The following is a 17,659-nucleotide window of genomic DNA, read 5'->3' on the forward strand; positions in this document are numbered from 1 at the left end:
GGGCTAATACCTAAGGCCCAAACTGCACGCGGAATCAGAAGGCGAACGACAGATCGGCGTGCCCGAACTTGGTGTCGGCGGTGTGCGGCGCATTGGGTGCTTCCTGCAGGAAGCGGCCCTTGGCGAGATAAGCTGCGCCAAGCTCGAGCTTCAGCTTCTGCGGCACCAGCCAGCGGCGCGCGCGCAGCTCGAACTGGGCACCGCCGAAGCTGCCCGACTTGCCGCTCTTGTCGGTAACGCTGGTGGAGGCGAAGCTGTCGATCGCCGAGGCGAGCCACGCACCGCGCACCGACGCCATCAGGTCGAGCCGCTTGGAGGGCTTGGCTTCAAAGCGCACGCCCGGCGAGACGATGTTGGCGCGGCCCAGCGGACCATAGAGCGAAAGCGGGCCGAAATCGGCGCGGCGGGCGCCGTAGAGCGTGTCGAAGCGAGTATAGGTGCCGGGGTTCGCCGTCTCGCCGCTCGCATAGTCGAACATGGCGGCGACGCGCGGCGTCCACTTGCTCTTGAAGGTGCGTCCCGCCTCGGCATGGACGAAGCCGGCGCGGACCTTGAGATCGCGCTTGTCGCTGGCCGAGGTGGTCGCACGGGCCAGTCCGCGCTGCACTGCCGCTTCGACCTCATAGTCGAAATTGCCCTTGGCCGGCGCCCGGCGCAGGCGCGCGCCGAAGGTGACCAGGCGGCGGTTGCGCGTCGGGTGGGTGGTGCGGTCATGCTCGATCAGGCGGTACCCATAGGTCTCCAGCGAGGTCTTGCCGAACAGCTTTGCGAGCGTGGCGTTGCCGCCGAAGAACTCGATATTCTCGGTCGCGCGGTCGAGCTGGACCTTGTTGTCATAGATGTCGGCCGGCGTATCGGGCAGCGCCGTGAAGGGGCGCGTCCAGAACAGGATCAGCGCGTTCTTGTTCTTGGCGACCGCTTCCAGCTTGGCGCCGAGATAGGTGGGCACGCCGTTGGGGAAATCGGTGCGGCCGACGAGGCGGCTGGCGCCGATGTCCATCGAGAACTTGCCTGCGGTAAGCTGCACGCCCTTGACCGGTCGAACCGCCAGATAGACCTGGGCCGGCTCGATATCGTTGATCTCGTTGGTGCGCACCGAGCTCTTGTCGCTCTCGCCATAGCCGCGCGCATCGACGATCTCGCCGCCCAGCGTAATCGGACCGATATCGACCTTCGCCGCCACCATCGTGCGGAACGACAGGAAACTGTCGCTCTCGGGGGTGTTCGGGCGGAACTGGCCGGTGATCGTCTCGGCACGGGCACGAACGCTGCCGGTGACGCTCAGCTTGACCTTGTCCTGCGCAAAGGCGGGGCTGGCGACGACGAAAGGCAGGATCGCCGCACAGGCGAGATTGATACGAGCAGAGGCCACGGAACACTCCGGATAATGGTTACCATGGCAATTATAGGATGTTCTGCGATTTGCAGATGTCGCTCGGCGAAATGAGGTCAAGCGCCTCCCTAAACGCCTCCAAGCAGACCGGTGATTTACGTAATTCGACAGGTAAGCAGCGCGTTAGTCCTATAATGGAGGGAATTCGTGCCCGCTCGGGCTCCCTCTCAATCGCGGTGCCGGGCTGGCGCCGGAAGCTAGTGGAAATAGAAGCATGCTCAGGACGATAAACAGCTGGCCGCTGGCCAAGAAGCTCCTCATCGCGTTTGCCCTGCTGGGCACGCTGGTGCTTGGCCTGGGCATCAATGGCTATGCTTCGAACAAGACCCTGAGCGGTGTCGCGACGCGCCATGTGGAGAATGGCATCACCGGGCTTTCGGGCCTGACCGACATCCTCGCGGACATCCGCGAGCTGCGCATCATCGTCTACAGCTACTATAACGCAGCCAGCGAGAAGGACACGACCAGCCTGGTCGAGCGCCGTGCCAAGGGCGAGGCGAAACTGCTCCAGGATATCGACGCGTATCGCAAGGTGGCAGGCGCCGATTTCAGCGGCGGCGTGGACGAGCTGCGCGCCAAGGCGACGTCGCTGATCGAAGCCAACAAGACGATCTTCGACCTGCACGACAAGGCCGATCAGGCTGGTGCATTCGCCGCGATCAAGGGCGTGGGCAAGGAAAAGTCGCACGATGCCATCGAAGCCGCCGACGACCTGCTGGCCAAGACGCGCGAGCGCTCGGCCAAGGACAATGAATATGGCCAGAGCCAGTCGACCTTCGCCTTCGTGATGACGATGCTGCTCTCGCTGATCGCCTTTGCCGGCCTGGGCGCGATCTGGCTGATCATCAACCGCACCGTCGCCCAGCCGATGGCCAAGCTCACGGAAGCCACCACCGTGCTCGCCCAGGGCGGCGAAGCCGAAGTGCCGAGCCGTGACCGTGCCGACGAGCTGGGCCAGATCGCCAACGCCGTCGAGCAGTTCCGCCTGGGCACCAAGATGCGCGCCGAGGCCGATGCCCGCTCGTCCGCAGAGCTGCAGGCCGTGATGGCGACGCTGCGCGAGACGCTGCAGGCGCTGAGCAATGGCGACCTGACCGCCGAGATCACCGCCGCCTATCCGGCAGCCTATGCCGAGCTGAAGACCAACTTCAACGAAGCCGTCACCAGCCTGCGCACGCTGATCAGCTCGGTTATGGAATCGACCCAGGCGATCCACACCGGCTCGAACGAAATCGCGTCGGCATCGGAAGACCTGGCGCGCCGCACCGAAGCCAATGCCGCGAGCCTGGAGGAGACCTCCGCCGCCGTCGCGCAGATGGACGAGCGCCTGCGTGCGATGGCCGCCTCGGCTGGCCGCACCGTGGAGCGTGCCGATGGCGCGATCTCTACCGTCTCGGGCGGCCGTGCAGTTGCCGACGAAGCCGTTCAGGCGATGACTCGCGTGAGTGACAGCGCCAAGGGCATCGATTCGGTTATCGAGGGCCTCGACAAGATCGCCTTCCAGACGCGTGTTCTCGCGATGAACGCAGCGGTGGAAGCCGGTCGCGCCGGCGAGGCGGGCCGTGGCTTCGCAGTCGTCGCCGACCTGGTCAGCGCGCTCGCGATGCGCGCCGAGGAAGAAGCCGGCCGCGCCCGCGACCAGCTGACCGCTACCCAGACCGACATCGTCGCGGCGGTGGAAATGGTCGAGAAGGTCGATGGCGCGCTCGCCAACATCTCGAGCGACGTGAGCGAAGTGCACACGCTGCTCGCCGAGATGGCGACCGACAATGCCGCCCAGTCGACGGCGATCACGCAGATCAGCACCGCGATCGGCACGATGGACCAGTCGACCCAGCAGAACGCCGCGATGGTCGAAGAGACGTCGGCCGCCGCCCGCAACCTGAGCACCGAAGTGAGCTCGCTGTCCGACCAGGCCGGCCGCTTCACCGTCGGCAATGCGACGGCTCGCCCGGCAATCCGCCAGGCCGCCCCGACGCACACCCCCTCGCGACCCGCCAAGCCGGTCGCGAAGAAGAGCGCGGGCTATGTTTCGCCGGTTAAGGCCCTGCCCCTCACCAAGCCGGTGGCGAGTGTCGCCGGAGACGACGACTGGACCTCCTTCTGAGGTCCTGGACTTTCGACCTAGTAATCGAGGAAGCGCACTCCCCCGGGGAGTGCCGCTTCTTCGCAGGAGTATCAGCATGAACCTGCTTGCGAAATTCAAGATTCCAACGAAGATCCTCGCGCTTGTGATCATGGTCGCGGCTGTGGGGCTTTCGGTGTCGCTGTTCGGTACCAATGCGCTCAACACCACGGCTTCGCAATATTCGGAGCTCGTCGAGCAGCGCATGCCCGTGGCCACCGCGATGGCGCGCGCCAATCGCCGCGGCACGGATATCGCCTATTCCGGCTATCGCGCGCTAGCTTATGACGGCGCCTCGAAGCAGGCACGCGACGCGAGCGCCATCGAGCAGAAGAATTTCGAGTCCGCCAACAAGCTCTTCGACGAGGCGGAGAAGCTGCAGCCGCAGCTGAAGCCGCAGATCGAGGAGTTCCGCGGCCGCATCATCAAGGTGCACGAACTCGCCGCGCACGCGATCCAGCTCGGCCAGCGCAACGACAATGACGGTGCACGCGCGACCCTCGCCGAGATGGATCCGCTGGTCGAGTCGCTCGCGACCGACATGATGAAGTTCAACGACGACCTGATCGCCGATGGCAAGACCCAGTCGGACGCGCTTTCCGCGACGGCTGACCGGACCTCGACCACAATGCTGGTGGTGAGCTTCGTCTCGGTCCTGCTGGCGCTCGGCATCGCTTATGTTGTTTCGCGCTCGGGTATCACCCAGCCGCTCGCCCGCCTGCAGGACGCGATGCGTGCGCTGGCCGGCGGCGACAACCGCGTCGACGTGCCCGGCACCGATCGCGGCGACGAGCTGGGCTCGATGGCGAAGACGGTGCTTGTCTTCCGCGATACCGCCCAGGCGCAGGAAAGCGCCGCGGCCGCCAAGGCAATTGCGGATGCCGAACAGAAGATGGTCGTCGATACGCTTGGCCAGAATCTGGGCGAAGTCGCCAAGGGTGACCTGACGGCCACGATCGACCGGGAATTCCCGGCCGATTATGCCGCGCTCAAGGCCAATTACAACGAAGCGCTGACCAGCCTGCGCACGCTGATCGGGTCGGTGATGGAATCGACCTCGACGATCCACACCGGATCGACCGAGATCGCCCAGGCATCGGAAGACCTGGCCCGCCGCACCGAAGCGAATGCCGCGAGCCTGGAGGAAACCTCCGCCGCCGTGGCCCAGATGGACGGTCGCCTCCGGGCGATGGCCGTCTCGGCGGGCCGCACCGTGGAGCGCGCGGACGGAGCGATCAGCACCGTCTCAGGCGGCCGTGCGATCGCCGATGAGGCCGTGCAGGCGATGACCCGCGTGGCCGACAGTGCCAAGGGTATCGACAGCGTGATCGAAGGCCTCGACAAGATCGCCTTCCAGACGCGCGTCCTCGCGATGAACGCGGCGGTGGAAGCCGGCCGTGCCGGCGAGGCGGGCCGCGGCTTCGCAGTCGTCGCCGACCTGGTCAGCGCGCTCGCGATGCGGGCGGAAGAGGAAGCCGGCCGCGCCCGCGACCAGCTGACCGCCACCCAGACCGACATCGTTGCGGCGGTGGAGATGGTCGAGAAGGTCGACGGGGCACTTGCCAACATCTCGAGCGACGTGGGCGAAGTGCACACGCTGCTCGGCGAGATGGCGACCGACAATGCCGCCCAGTCGACGGCGATCACGCAGATCAGCACCGCGATCGGCTCGATGGACCAGTCCACCCAGCAGAATGCCGCGATGGTCGAGGAAACCTCGGCCGCCGCGCGCAACCTGAACACCGAAGTGAGCGCGCTTTCGGACCAGGCTGGCCGCTTCAACGTGGGTAACACCACGATGCGCCCGGCGATGCGCGCAGCCGCGCCGCGGGCCGCCAAGCCCGCGCCGAAGGCCGGGGGCTATGTCTCGCCGGTCAAGGCACTGCCGCTTGCAGCGGTCGGCGCCGGCGGCGACGACTGGGCTTCGTTCTGAGGCCTTGTTCCGCGTGAGAACAAGGGCGTCCCGGCTTCGGCCGGGGCGCCCTTTTTTGCTAGTGCAGCCGCACGACCCGGGACAGCAAGGTCTCGGTGATTCTCACGAAGCGTGCCGGATCGTCAAAGGCACGGGCGGACAACATGGCGCCGTATATTGCCGACATGAAGGCGTCCGCCTCTTCCTCAGGCGATTCAAGGAGCGACACGCTCCCCTGCCGCACGCCCAAGGCAAGTATCCGGGCAAGCCAGCCGGTCAATTCGGCGAAATGGGCGCGGACCGTGACGGCGAGATCACCTGGCAGGCTCGGCAGCTCGGCGGCGAGCATCGCAGCGACGCAGAAGGGCGCAGAATTGTCGAGAATGCAGCGCTCCCAATAGCCCGCATAGGCACGAAGCTGTGTCGCGGCATCCGGTTCTGCCTCTGCCAGCTGCGCCACCTGCGCATGGATGATAGCGCGCGATTGCTCGACCACCGCCTTCGCAAGATCGCTCTTGGCGGCGAAATGGTGGTGGATGCTCGCCTTCCGGATGCCGACCGCGTCGGCGACGTCCGCATAGCTGAAGCCGTTATAGCCCCGGGTCATGATGAGGTGCCACGCGGTATCGACGATCTGCCCGGCCGTATTCTGAGTCATATTCCTACCTTCCAATAGGTAGATATTTGCTTGCAGCGGGATCGGCAAGTCACTACGGGCATAATCTACCTACTGATAGGTAGATTGGAGTGATGACGATGGAAGCGATGGAGCATGGCGCTAAGAGCGCAGCGCAACCGGCCGCGGCGGAGGGGGTTCGCCGGCTGAGGAACTATTATTTCCTGCGCGCCGCGGTCGCGGCCGGCTGGGTCGCCGCCGCTTTCACGATCGGGAAGGACGCACCCGTCATCGGCGCCGCGTTGCTGGTCGCCTATCCGGCCTGGGATGCAATCGCCAATCTGATCGACGCGACGAACAATGGCGGCCTGGCGCGCAACCGCACCCAAGCCTTCAACATGATCGTGAGCCTTATCACCGCGCTGGCGGTGGCGACGGTGATCGGCAACATGAATGCGGTGCTCGGCGTGTTCGGCGCCTGGGCGTTCCTCGCCGGCATCCTGCAACTCGCCACCGCGATGCGGCGCTGGAAAGCCTATGGCGCGCAGTGGGTGATGGTGCTCAGCGGCGCGCAATCGGCGCTCGCCGGCGGATTCTTCCTGCAACGAGCGCTCGGAACCGCAGTGCCGAGCATCGTCGACATCGCTCCCTATGCCGCGTTCGGCGCCTTCTACTTCCTGGTCTCGGCGCTGTGGCTCAGCTTCCGCCGAGGCGGCTAGCGGCGAGCGGGTTTACCAAAGAAAAAGGGCGCCGCGGCTTTCGCCGGGCGCCCTTTTCGTTAGCCGAAAGGAAGTTCAGGCCGCGACGCGTTGCGGAACGCGCAGGCCTTCCATGATCGTGCGATTGACGTCGATCAGCTCGCGGATCCGGTCGCGCCCCGCGATCACGTCGCTGGTGAAGCGATCGACCCACAGGCCGATGGAAACGATCTGGGCGCGCAGATCGCGCGAGAGGCCGTTGTTGGGATCGTTGCAATCGTTGGAGAAAGCGTTCCACATCTCTCGATTGCGATGCAGCGACGGCATGAGCAGCGCGCCCTTCAGGCCCCGCTCTTCCGCTTCCATCATCTCGCCGGTGATCTCGCCCAACAATCTGAGCTCCGCCGAACGCGGCGTTTCGGCCCGGGCTCGGGCCGCCTGATAGGCACTAAGGGTCATGCTGGCTCCATATGCTTGACCCTTCATTCTAGGACGATTGCGCCCGTTCGGTGTGCGCGCATCCTATAAGATTACTGCGTCCACCTGAAATGCGGGCGCGCATCCGGGGAAAATCATTGACCAACGCGATCCTTCCGCACGCGCTGCCGTCGGCGCTCGACGCTTATCCGGGCGTAACCCTGCTTTCGCTCGACTGTTTCGACACGCTGCTGTGGCGCGACGTGCATGCGCCCGTCGACCTGTTCAACGCATTGGGCGAAGCCAATCTCCTGCAGCGCGCCTGGGCCGAGCAGACCGCGCGCAGCGGCGCTGCGGTTCGCCACCGCCGCAACGAAGTCCATATCGACGAGATCTATGCCGAGCTGATGCCGAAGGCGAGCGCCGCCGAGCGCGCCGCCGCCGTGCAGGCCGAACTCGACGCCGAAGCGCGCCACTGCTTCGCATTCAAGCCCACGGTGGAGCTGATGCGCGCGGCCAAGGCGCGCGACATCGAGACGATCATCGTCTCCGACACCTATCTGGACGAAAAGCAGCTGCGCGGCCTGATCGCGGCCGCCGCCGGCGAGGAAGTCGCCGGGCTGATCGGCCGCATCTTCTGCTCGTCGCATTACGGCAAGTCGAAGAGCGAAGGCCTGTACGAGCCGGTGCTCAAGGCATTGAAGCTCGCGCCCGAAAAGATCCTGCACATCGGCGACAACAAGAAGGCCGACGTCGACGGCGTCGCCCCCTTCGGCGTCAATACGCTGCACCTGGTGCAGTTCACCGATGGCAGCGCGCAACGCATCCGCCTGGAGAGCGCGATCAGCTCGATCCTCCACGGCACCGAAGCCGGCACTGCCCTCACCCACCAGCCGCACCGCGCGACGCTCGCCGCGTTCGAGCCGGGCGTGAACGATCCGGCCGAAGTGCTGGGCTTCACCACCCTCGGGCCGCTGTTCGCCGGATTCGACCGATGGCTGACCGAGGAGGCTGCTGCACTGCAGGCCGCAAATGGCGGCAAGGTCCACGCAGTGTTCCTGATGCGCGACGGCTATCTGCCCCAGCTCGTCCACGAGGCGCGCGGCGGCATCGGCCATGCCGTCGAGATCAGCCGCTTCACCGGAACCGCTTCGTCGCTCGGCGATGCGGCGGCGGTCGATCGTTATCTCCAGCGCGAGATCCTGGGCGACTTGAACGCCGTGGCCAAGCAGCTGATGTTCCCGGCGGCCGAAGCCGCCAAGCTGGTCAAGGACCATGGCCGCCCCGCCGCCTTCCTGAAGGCAGTGCAGGAGCCGCAGCGCATGCGCCGCATCACCCAGGCCTCGCGCGCATTCGCCGAGCGGATGATCGCGCATGTTCGCAAGACGGTGAACCCGGCGCCGGGCGACACGCTGATGCTGGTCGACCTGGGCTATAACGGCTCGGTCCAGAACGACGTGGAGGGCCTGCTCGCCAGCAAGCTCGGCGTGAAGGTCGCCGGCCGCTACCTGCTGCTGCGCGAGCAGTCGCGCAGCGGGCTCGATAAGCGGGGCTTCATCGGCCACGACGATTACGACTGTGCCGCGCTCGAAGCGCTGTGCGCGAACGTCGCCGTGCTCGAGCAGCTCTGCACCGCGGCCCAAGGCTCGGTGATCGACTACGAGAAGGACGGCACTTCGATCCGCCGCGGCAGCTCGATCAAGTCGCGCCAGTCCAACGTGCGCGACCGGGTGCAGGCGGGCTGCCTGCGCTTCGTGCGGGACGAGGGCGCCGCGACGATCCGCGCCGCCGAACCGCCGCACCAGAGCGTCATGTGGCGCCGCGGCGCTACCGGCGTGCTCGGCCGGCTGATGTACGTGCCGCTGGAGGCCGAACTGAACGTGCTCGCCGAATTCGAGCACGACATCAACCTGGGCGTGGACGACACCGTCTCGCTGTTCGACACCGGCATCGCGAAGAAGGGCCTGCGCCAGCGCGGCCTGTTCTACATGAAGGGCTCGGAGCGGATGTACCTGCCGGCCGAGCTGCACGGCGAGGGCCTGTCGCTCAAGCTCAGCCTGCTCGCGCATCGCCGCTTCGCCCTGCCGCTCAAGTACCAGGATTTCGTCGACAATTCGATTTCGCTGCCGCTGATCGTCGCCGACGGCAACCAGGTCTCGACCGGTACGGTGACCGCGACGCCGACGCACGACGGCTATTATCTCGCCCCCATCCCGATCGGCGACAGCCGCTTCTCGGTGGGCGTGCAGTTCGGCCAGCTCTATGACTGGGTTCAGGTGGAAAGCGCGGTGTTCATGCCCGTCGACACCTTCCTGAGCGACAAGATCCGCCCGGGCACCGGCGAGGTCGAGGCGATGCCCTCGCTCGAAGGCATGGACCAAGTCGCCCCGCACCTCTTTCGCTGCGAGAACGAGTTCGCGTTCATGATGGTCCCGCCGCCGCCGCGCGTGGGGGATCGCCCGATGATGCTCGCGCTCGTCTTCCGCCCGATCGCCGCGCGCGAGGCCACCGCGCCCACGCCCGCCAACGCCTTGCTCCAGGGGGCCCACGCATGAGCCTGCTCATCCATTCGATGTCGGAATTCTCCGACCTGATCCTCCAGGGCCTGCACATCGCCGGCGCGCGCAACATTGCGGAGGTGGGCGCGGAGTTCGGCGGCATGTCCCAGCAGCTCGCCGCCTATGCCCGCGCGATGCAGGGCAGCCTGACCAGCATCGATCCCTGCCCCAAGCCCGAGTTCATCGCCTGGGCCGGCCAGACCCCCGAAGTGCGCCACATCGCCGAGCCGAGCCTCGATGCGATGCCGGGCCTGAAGGATGTCGATGCCTGGGTGATCGACGGCGACCATAATTACTACACCGTGCACAACGAACTGCGTATCGCCGAAGAGCTTTCGCGGCGCGACGGCAAGCACTTCCTCGCCATCCTGCACGACGTCTCCTGGCCCTGCGCCCGGCGCGATTTCTATTATGCGCCGGAACGTATCCCCGCGGGGTGTCGCCATGCGTACAGCTATGACGCCGGCGTGGTTCCGGGCGATCCGGGCTGGCGCGAGAATCGCGGCTTCCGTGGTTCCGGGCACTTCGCCTGGGCACTGCACGAAGGCGGCCCGCGCAACGGCGTGCTGACCGCGATCGAAGACTTCCGTGCGGAAGCCGGCACCGAGGCGCGTCCGCTCGCCTGGGCGCATGTGCCGGCGGTGTTCGGACTTGGCGTGCTGTTCGACAGCTCGGCGCCCTGGGCCCCTGCCCTCGCCGAGATGATCGTGCCCTGGCACAACAACAAGCTGCTCGCCGCGCTCGAGGCTAACCGCCTGCAGAACTATCTGCAGGTGATCGAATGGCAAGACCGCGCCGCAGCTTAACCCAATTTGCCGGTGCGGCGACCCCGCCCCGCAAATCCTTCCTATAATTCTGGAAACAACTGGGACACGGGCGAACAGCCATGCTCAACGGCGTAGGTTTCATCATCATTCTCGTCTGCGTGTTCGGCAGCTTCATGATGTCGGGTGGGCGGTTCGGGATCATCGCCGAAGCGCTGCCGCACGAGCTGATGGCTATCGGCGGTGCCTCTATCGGCGCGTTCATCGTGTCGAACTCGATGGCGACCGTGAAGAACGCCGGCAAGGGCATCATGCGCGCCTTCAAGGGCGGCAAGTGGAAGGCGCAGGACTATAAGGACCTGCTCACCTTGATGTTCACCGTGCTCTCCACCTTCAAGAAGGGTGGCGCCACCGCGCTCGAGCCGCATCTCGACAAGCCGGAGGAGAGCAATCTCTTCCAGCCCTATCCGCGGCTGCTGAAGGATCATCACCTGATCGAGTTCATCTGCGATTACCTGCGCATGATGACGGTCAACTTCGAGGATCCGCATCAGATCGAAGCCGCGATGGACGCGGACATCGAGAAGCATCACCACGAGGAAGCCGGCCCGCAGCACGCGCTGCAGATCATGGCCGACGGCCTGCCCGCGATCGGAATCGTCGCCGCGGTTCTGGGCGTCATCAAGACCATGGGCTCGATCGACCAGCCGACCGAAATCCTCGGGGCGATGATCGGCGGCGCACTCGTCGGCACGTTCATGGGCGTGTTGCTGAGCTACTGCGTGGTGGGTCCGCTCGCCTCGAAGCTGCTCGAGACCATCGATTCCGACCACAAGCCCTTCTTCATCGTGAAGACCGCGATCGTCGCCTACGCCCAGAACCAGCCGGTTCAGGTCGCGATCGAGATCGCCCGCCGCATGACCCCGTCGGCCTATTCGCCGACGTTCCAGCAACTCGAAACCGCACTTGACGAGGCCAAGAATGGACCAGCACCTGCAGCTGCCTGACGCCGAGGAGCGCGCACTGCGCCTCCCCGCCCATGGCACCACCGTTACGGCCGAAGACCTGCGTGTGCGCCTCGTGCTCGCCGCGGACCTCGACGATGCGATCGAGATCGACGCATCGGATGTCGAGAGCGTCGGCCAGGCCGTGCTCCAGCTCCTCGTCGCCGCGCGCGCCGAAGCTGCGAGCGGCGGCCAGGAATTCCGCATCGCCAACCCTAGCCCTGCATTCGTCGATCGCGTGAACCGCTGCCAATTGGCTGCGGCGGTCGGCCTCGAGACCGGAGACGTCCTGTGAGCAAGTTGATCCTTACCGTCGATGACTCGGCGAGCATGCGCATGCTGCTCAAGACGTCGCTGACCGCGCAGGGCTTTCGCATCGAAAGCGCCAATGACGGCGAGCACGGCCTCGAGCGCATGCACGAAGTGAAGCCGGACCTGCTGATCACCGACATCAACATGCCCAAGATGGACGGCTTCGAGCTGATCGAGGCGGTGCGTGCGCTGGGCGAGTTCCGCGGCACGCCGATCCTGGTGCTCTCGACCGAATTCTCCGACGAGAAGAAGGCCCGCGCGCGCTCTGCGGGGGCGACCGGCTGGATCACCAAGCCCTTCGAAGCCACCAAGCTGGGGGCGGCTATCCGTCGCGTGTGCCCGTGAGCGACGAATTCGACGATATCCAGGCAATCTTCTTCGAAGAGTGCACCGAGGGTCTGACGACCGCCGAGCAGGGCCTTTCGGCCATGCAGGGCGGCGACGTCTCGGCCGAAGTGATCGCCGGCGTGTTCCGTGCGGTCCATTCGATCAAGGGCGGCGCCGGCGCGTTCGGCCATGCTGACCTGACTGCCTTCGCGCACAAGTTCGAGAATGTCCTCGACGAAGTGCGCGGCGGCAAGATCCCGCCGAGCCCCGGCGTGGTCAAGGTCATGCTGAGTGCCTTCGACGTGCTGTCGGACCATGTCGAGTCGGCAAAGGGCAATGCCCCGCGCCCAGCCGACCAGGCAGCACTCGATGCATTGGAGAAGGTGCTCGCGAACAAGGGCGCCGATGACGGCGCTCCCGTGGCCAACTCTGCCGCTGCCGTTGCTCCGGCGGCGGCGGAGACCCCCGCACCCGCCGGAGAGGCCGACGAGTTCGGCTTCGTGCCGATGGCCGTATCGCTCGACGATTTCGATGCGCCTGCCGCCCCCGCGGCTGCGGACGCGGAGTGGATCGTCACCTTCAAGCCTTCGCGCGCCGCGCTTTCCAATGCCGGCGAGCCGCTGCTCATCATCCGCGAGCTGGAAGGCCTGGGCGCCCAGATCGTCAACGTCGATACCTCGACGGTGCCGTCGCTGCGCGACCTCGATCCCGAGGACGCCTATTTCACCTGGACGCTGCGCCTGCCGGCGGAGCTCGCCGAGAGCGACATCGCCGACTGCTTCGATTTCGTCGCACCGGATTCGCTCGTCGAGTTCCGTCGTGACGAAGCCGATGCTCCCTTCGCCGAGATCCTGGTCGAGGCACCTGCCGCCGCCGCATCCGGCGCTGATGAGTTCGGCTTCGTGCCAGTGAGCGCTCCGATCGAGGATTTCGCCGCCGAGATGAAGCGCGTGGTCGAGACGATCGCCGCGGCCTCGCCGCCGGTCGGCTTCGAGACGCCTGCCATCGCTCCCAAGTCGGGCAGCGCCGACGCGCAGCAGACGATCCGCGTCGACCTAGGCAAGCTCGACCTGCTGCTCAACCTGGTCGGCGAGTTGGTGATCCGCAACTCGATCCTGGCCGACCGGCTCTCGCCGGCCGATCGCCAGCGCGTCGAGCTCCCGGAGCTGGCGCGCCTGACGCGCCAGATCCAGGACAACGTCATGTCGCTGCGCGCGCAGCCGATCAAGCAGGCCTTCAGCCGCGTGCCGCGCATGCTGCGCGACCTCTCGGTCGAGACCGGCAAGCAGATCAACCTCGAAACGATCGGTGAGACGACCGAAGTCGACAAGGGCGTGATCGAGAAGATCGGTGATCCGCTGACCCACATGATCCGCAACGCAGCGGACCATGGCCTGGAAAGCGCCGAGGAGCGGGTCGCCGCGGGCAAGTCGCCCGAGGGCACGATCAAGCTTTCGGCTGAGCAGCGCGGCGCCCGCATCTTCGTGCGCGTGCAGGACAATGGCCGCGGCATCAACCGCGAGAAGGTTCGCGGCAAGGCCATCGAAAAGGGCATCATCAGCGCCGATGCGCAGCTGTCGAATGAAGAGATCGACCAGCTGATCTGCGCGCCGGGCTTCTCGACCGCCGACACGATCTCGAACATCTCGGGCCGTGGCGTGGGCATGGACGTGGTCCGCTCCAACGTGGAAGCCCTGGGCGGCCGCGTGGAGATCCACTCGGTGCCGGGCGAGGGCACGACCTTCACGATGATCCTGCCGCTTACCCTGGCGATCCTGGACGGCATGATCGTCCGCCTCGCCGGCCAGCGCTTCGTGCTGCCGCTCGCGCATGTGCTCGAGACGGTCCAGCCCGAAGTCGGCCAGGTCAAGCGCACCTCGCCCGACAGCGAAGTGATCGACATGCGCGGCGAGTATGTTCCCGTGAAGCGTGCGACCGAGATCTTCGGCCTGAACGACGACCGCCCGATCGAGGACAGCCTCGTGGTGATCGTCGAGAGCGAAGGCTCGGGCAAGGTCGGCCTGGTGGTCGATACCATCGACGACCGCCGCGAAGTGGTGATCAAGAGCCTCGACCAGAACCTCCACCCGATCCGCGGCCTGGGCGGCGCCACCATCCTTGGTGACGGCTCGATCGCACTCATCCTCGACATCGAGGCGCTCGTCGCCTCGACCAACCGCTACACCCCGAAAGGACTGGCAGCATGACGACCACCAACGACAACGCCGGTGCCGACCGCAAGATCGTCACCTTCTCGCTCGCGCAGCAGACCTTCGGGATCGACATGAGCGCGCTGATCGAAATCCGTGAATGGGACGAGCCGACTCCGCTCCCGAATGTTCCGGGCTTCATCAAGGGCGTGACCAACCTGCGCGGCAACGTGATCCCGGTGGTCGGTCTGGCCGAGCGCCTGGGCTGGGAGCCCAGCGCGATCCATGCCCGCTCGTGCGTGCTGGTCGTCAACATCGCGGGCAAGCAGGCCGGCTTCCTGGTCGACGAGGTCAACGACATCGTCGCGATCGGCGAGACCGAGATCCAGCCGGCCCCCGAGGTCGAGACGATCGAGCCGAGCGTGATCGCGGGCCTGGTGCGCATCGCGACGCGCCAGAAGGACGGCACGCGGGACGAGAAGGGCACCATGGTGCTCCTCCTCGATCTCGACGCGCTGAGCCTGACCAAGCACCTGGATCTCGCAGCGTGACCGCCGCCGGGGGCGCCCTGGCGCCTGCCGGCGTCGCCTCGGCCATCGCGAGCGGAAATGTGGAGCTGACGCCCCGCGATTTCGCCGCGATCGCCGCGATCATGCACGACGATGCGCGCATCGCGCTGAGCGAGGCGAAGACCACGCTTGTCCAGTCGCGCCTTGGGCGCCGGCTGCGCGAGCATGGCCTGGCCCGGTTCTCGGACTATGTGGCGCTCGTGCAGAGCGATCCGGTGGAACGCCATGCGATGGTGGTGGCGCTGACCACGAACCACACGCATTTCTTCCGCGAGCCGCATCACTTCGACCATTTCCGCGAGCATGTGCTCCCGGTGCTCAAGCGCAAGCAGGGCCCGATCCGAATCTGGTCGGCGGGATGCTCTTCGGGCGAGGAGGTCTATACGATCGCCATGTGCCTGCTTGGACCGGACCGCACGTCCGCATCCTGGCTGCGCAGCGCCGACGTCCGCCTGCTCGCGACCGACATCGCGCCGCACGTGGTGGAATCGGTGCGTCGCGGCTTTTATGCCGACAATGTCGCCGAAGCCGTTCCCGAACCGTATCGCAGTACCTGGATGAAGCCCGTGCAGGGCGGCTTCCAGATGGCCGAAGAGGCGCGTTCGATGGTGACGGCCAAGGTGCTCAACCTGTTCGAGCCCTGGCCGCTCAAGGCCGCCTATGACGTGATCTTCTGCCGCAACGTGATGATCTATTTCGCAGATCCCGCGAAGGAAGAGCTGGAGGCGGGCTTCGTCAACCAGCTGGCACCTGGCGGGCACCTGTACATCGGTCATTCCGAGCGGCTGATCGGACCGGCGGCGCGCCACATGCGTTCGTGCGGCCATACCATCTATCAGAAGCCGGAGGTGCACTGATGGCACCGGTACGCACTTTGATCGTCGACGATAGCGCCTCGATGCGCGCGACGCTCAACCGCATGCTCTCCGCCGACCCCGCGATCGAGGTCGTCGGCATGGCACCCGAGCCGTTCGCGGCGCGGGAAATGATCAAGACGCTCAACCCCGACGTGCTGACGCTCGACGTCGAGATGCCGGGGATGGACGGCCTGTCGTTCCTCGAGCGCATCATGCGCCTCCGGCCAATGCCGGTGGTGATGTGCTCGACGCTGACCGCCCGCGGCGCGGAAGTGACGATCGAGGCGCTTCGCCTGGGCGCGGTGGACTATGTCACCAAGCCCAGCGGCACGCCCGAGGATATCGAGCGCGACGCTGTGCTGCTCTGCGAGAAGGTGAAGGCCGCCGCCCGTTCGGTTGCCCGCGCCGGTCCGCAGCGCCTGCCCGCCCAGCCTGCCCTGGTGGCAGGCGCGGCTGGCGAGCGGATCATTGCGATCGGCTCGTCCACGGGCGGCGTCGAGGCGCTGTTCTCGTTGCTGCCGGCCCTGCCGGAGAATTGCCCGCCGGTGCTCATCGTGCAGCACATGCCGGCCGCGTTCACGCGCAGCTTTGCCGACCGGCTGAACGGCGAATGCCGGGTGCAGGTCGTGGAAGCTACGGATGGCGCGCCGGTGCTGCCGGGAACCGTCTATATTGCTCCTGGGGGCTCCACGCATATGGAGCTCCAGGGCGGTGTCCGCGGCCGGATCAAGCTGCGCGACGGCGACCCGGTCTCGGGCCACCGTCCCTCGGTGGACATGCTGTTCCGCTCGGTTGCGCCGCTTGGCGCCGCCGCGGTGGGCGTGATCCTGACCGGCATGGGATCGGACGGTGCGCAGGGCCTGCTGGCCATGCGTCAGGCCGGTGCCCGCACGCTGGGCCAGAGCCGGGAAACCTGCGTGGTCTGGGGAATGCCGCGCTCGGCCAAGGAGCTGGGTGCGGTGGAACATGAAGTTGGATTGTCGGGCATGCCGGGAGAAATCCTCAAGGCATGCCGAGAGAAAGTTGGGAGCGTCTGATGCCTGCTGCTGCAGCAATCAAGGTGATGGTCGTGGACGACCAGACCAGCATGCGCGCGATGATCCGCCGCGCACTGCAGGACCTGGGTTTCAAGGACGTGCGTGACAAGCCGAGTGCGCCCGAGGCGCTCGCGGCGGTCAAGAGCGACCGAGTCCACCTGATCATCTCCGACTATAACATGCCCGAGATGGACGGCCTCCAGTTCCTGGAAGCGGTCCGCACCGACGCGGTGATCGGCAAGACGGTGTTCATCATGCTCACCGGCTCGTCGGACAAGGAGATCGTCCAGAAGGCTGCGGCCCTCGGCGTGAACAACTATGTCGTGAAGCCCTTCGCGCCGGCGGCGCTCAAGGAGAAGATCGAGCGCGTTTTCGGCGAGCTGACCTGATGCGCCGGCTCGCCATCGTCCAGGGCGAGCATGCCGTGGTCGCCGATCCCGGGGTGGTCGTCACCACCCTGCTCGGCAGCTGCGTCGCCGCATGCCTTTTCGATCCGGTCGCCCGGGTCGGGGGCATGAATCATTTCCTGCTCGGCGAGCCCAGCGCAGACCAGCGCGTGGGTGCCTCGGAAATGGCACGCTACGGCGTGCACGCGATGGAAGTCGTGATCAACGAGATGATGAAGAAGGGTGCGGTCCGCGGCCGTCTGATGGCGCACCTTTATGGCGGCGCCAACATCGTCTCGGGTCTCGGCGCGATCGGCTCCTCGAACGCTGCGTTCGCGCGGCGTTTCATGGAGACGGAAGGTATCACGGTCGCCCATGCCGACCTGGGCGGCACCAGTGCGCGCAAGATCGAGTTCTTGCCGCACGAGGGCCGCAGCCGCTGCGTCAAGGTTACGGACCGCGTGCCCGAGCGCGCGCCGGTCCCCGTACAGGCCCCGGTTTCCGGTGGCGAATTGGAGCTGTTCTGATGTCCTG

General features: G+C 66.2%; 17 protein-coding genes. 14 read left to right on the plus strand and 3 right to left on the minus strand.

Going from position 1 to position 17,659, the window contains the following annotated elements:
* Positions 1-34 precede the first annotated feature (34 nt).
* Positions 35-1,372 carry an alginate export family protein gene (locus AC1RPL_RS05115; protein ID WP_493068171.1) on the minus strand — a complete coding sequence of 446 codons (1,338 nt, stop codon included), beginning with the start codon at positions 1,370-1,372 and terminating at the stop codon, positions 35-37.
* A 235-nt stretch (positions 1,373-1,607) separates the two neighbouring features.
* Between AC1RPL_RS05115 and AC1RPL_RS05120 the strand changes: the two genes are divergently transcribed.
* Positions 1,608-3,500: a methyl-accepting chemotaxis protein gene (locus AC1RPL_RS05120; protein ID WP_493068172.1), complete on the plus strand. Its 1,893-nt coding sequence runs from the start codon at positions 1,608-1,610 to the stop codon at positions 3,498-3,500.
* A gap of 76 nt (positions 3,501-3,576) precedes the next feature.
* On the plus strand, positions 3,577-5,451 hold the full coding sequence (locus tag AC1RPL_RS05125; protein WP_493068173.1) for a methyl-accepting chemotaxis protein: 1,875 nt from the start codon (positions 3,577-3,579) through the stop codon (positions 5,449-5,451).
* 58 nt (positions 5,452-5,509) lie between these two features.
* Here the strand turns inward: AC1RPL_RS05125 and AC1RPL_RS05130 are convergent, their stop codons facing one another.
* Positions 5,510-6,088 carry a TetR/AcrR family transcriptional regulator gene (locus tag AC1RPL_RS05130; RefSeq protein WP_493068174.1) on the minus strand — a complete coding sequence of 193 codons (579 nt, stop codon included), beginning with the start codon at positions 6,086-6,088 and terminating at the stop codon, positions 5,510-5,512.
* Positions 6,089-6,180: 92 nt separating this feature from the next.
* Between AC1RPL_RS05130 and AC1RPL_RS05135 the strand changes: the two genes are divergently transcribed.
* The gene (locus AC1RPL_RS05135; RefSeq protein ID WP_493068175.1) at positions 6,181-6,765 is read left to right on the plus strand and encodes a DUF308 domain-containing protein; all 585 of its coding nucleotides are present in this window, start codon (positions 6,181-6,183) and stop codon (positions 6,763-6,765) included.
* Between the two features lie 75 nt (positions 6,766-6,840).
* On the opposite strand, the gene flaF is transcribed toward AC1RPL_RS05135, so the two are convergent.
* Entirely contained in the window at positions 6,841-7,203 is a 363-nt protein-coding gene (flaF, locus tag AC1RPL_RS05140) for a flagellar biosynthesis regulator FlaF (protein WP_493068176.1), read from the minus strand.
* A gap of 116 nt (positions 7,204-7,319) precedes the next feature.
* On the opposite strand from flaF, the gene AC1RPL_RS05145 reads away from it, so the two are divergent.
* The 11 genes from AC1RPL_RS05145 to AC1RPL_RS05195 all read left to right on the plus strand — a co-directional run bounded on the left by AC1RPL_RS05145 (position 7,320) and on the right by AC1RPL_RS05195 (position 17,652).
* Positions 7,320-9,716, plus strand: a complete 2,397-nt coding sequence (locus AC1RPL_RS05145) for an HAD family hydrolase (protein WP_493068177.1) — start codon at positions 7,320-7,322, stop codon at positions 9,714-9,716.
* The gene (locus tag AC1RPL_RS05150) at positions 9,713-10,525 is read left to right on the plus strand and encodes a class I SAM-dependent methyltransferase (protein ID WP_493068178.1); all 813 of its coding nucleotides are present in this window, start codon (positions 9,713-9,715) and stop codon (positions 10,523-10,525) included. The genes AC1RPL_RS05145 and AC1RPL_RS05150 overlap by 4 nt, the downstream gene beginning before the upstream one ends.
* Positions 10,526-10,605: 80 nt before the next feature.
* Complete coding sequence (motA, locus tag AC1RPL_RS05155; RefSeq protein WP_493068179.1) at positions 10,606-11,490, plus strand: flagellar motor stator protein MotA; 885 nt, start codon at positions 10,606-10,608, stop codon at positions 11,488-11,490.
* The gene (locus AC1RPL_RS05160; protein ID WP_493068180.1) at positions 11,465-11,782 is read left to right on the plus strand and encodes an STAS domain-containing protein; all 318 of its coding nucleotides are present in this window, start codon (positions 11,465-11,467) and stop codon (positions 11,780-11,782) included. The genes motA and AC1RPL_RS05160 overlap by 26 nt, the downstream gene beginning before the upstream one ends.
* The gene (locus AC1RPL_RS05165; protein WP_180145381.1) at positions 11,779-12,144 is read left to right on the plus strand and encodes a response regulator; all 366 of its coding nucleotides are present in this window, start codon (positions 11,779-11,781) and stop codon (positions 12,142-12,144) included. The genes AC1RPL_RS05160 and AC1RPL_RS05165 overlap by 4 nt, the downstream gene beginning before the upstream one ends.
* Complete coding sequence (locus tag AC1RPL_RS05170; protein WP_493068181.1) at positions 12,141-14,333, plus strand: chemotaxis protein CheA; 2,193 nt, start codon at positions 12,141-12,143, stop codon at positions 14,331-14,333. Before AC1RPL_RS05165 ends, AC1RPL_RS05170 begins: the two co-directional genes overlap by 4 nt.
* Positions 14,330-14,827: a chemotaxis protein CheW gene (locus tag AC1RPL_RS05175; protein WP_493068182.1), complete on the plus strand. Its 498-nt coding sequence runs from the start codon at positions 14,330-14,332 to the stop codon at positions 14,825-14,827. The genes AC1RPL_RS05170 and AC1RPL_RS05175 overlap by 4 nt, the downstream gene beginning before the upstream one ends.
* A complete protein-coding gene (locus AC1RPL_RS05180; RefSeq protein WP_493068183.1) occupies positions 14,824-15,702 on the plus strand; it encodes a CheR family methyltransferase in 879 nt (292 codons plus the stop codon). Before AC1RPL_RS05175 ends, AC1RPL_RS05180 begins: the two co-directional genes overlap by 4 nt.
* On the plus strand, positions 15,702-16,739 hold the full coding sequence (locus AC1RPL_RS05185) for a protein-glutamate methylesterase/protein-glutamine glutaminase (protein ID WP_493068184.1): 1,038 nt from the start codon (positions 15,702-15,704) through the stop codon (positions 16,737-16,739). Before AC1RPL_RS05180 ends, AC1RPL_RS05185 begins: the two co-directional genes overlap by 1 nt.
* Complete coding sequence (locus AC1RPL_RS05190; protein WP_180145397.1) at positions 16,739-17,128, plus strand: response regulator; 390 nt, start codon at positions 16,739-16,741, stop codon at positions 17,126-17,128. Before AC1RPL_RS05185 ends, AC1RPL_RS05190 begins: the two co-directional genes overlap by 1 nt.
* On the plus strand, positions 17,128-17,652 hold the full coding sequence (locus AC1RPL_RS05195; RefSeq protein WP_493068185.1) for a chemotaxis protein CheD: 525 nt from the start codon (positions 17,128-17,130) through the stop codon (positions 17,650-17,652). The genes AC1RPL_RS05190 and AC1RPL_RS05195 overlap by 1 nt, the downstream gene beginning before the upstream one ends.
* The last annotated feature ends 7 nt before the right edge of the window (positions 17,653-17,659 follow it).

Source organism: Sphingomonas sp. GW821-FHT12D09, from assembly GCF_058807215.1.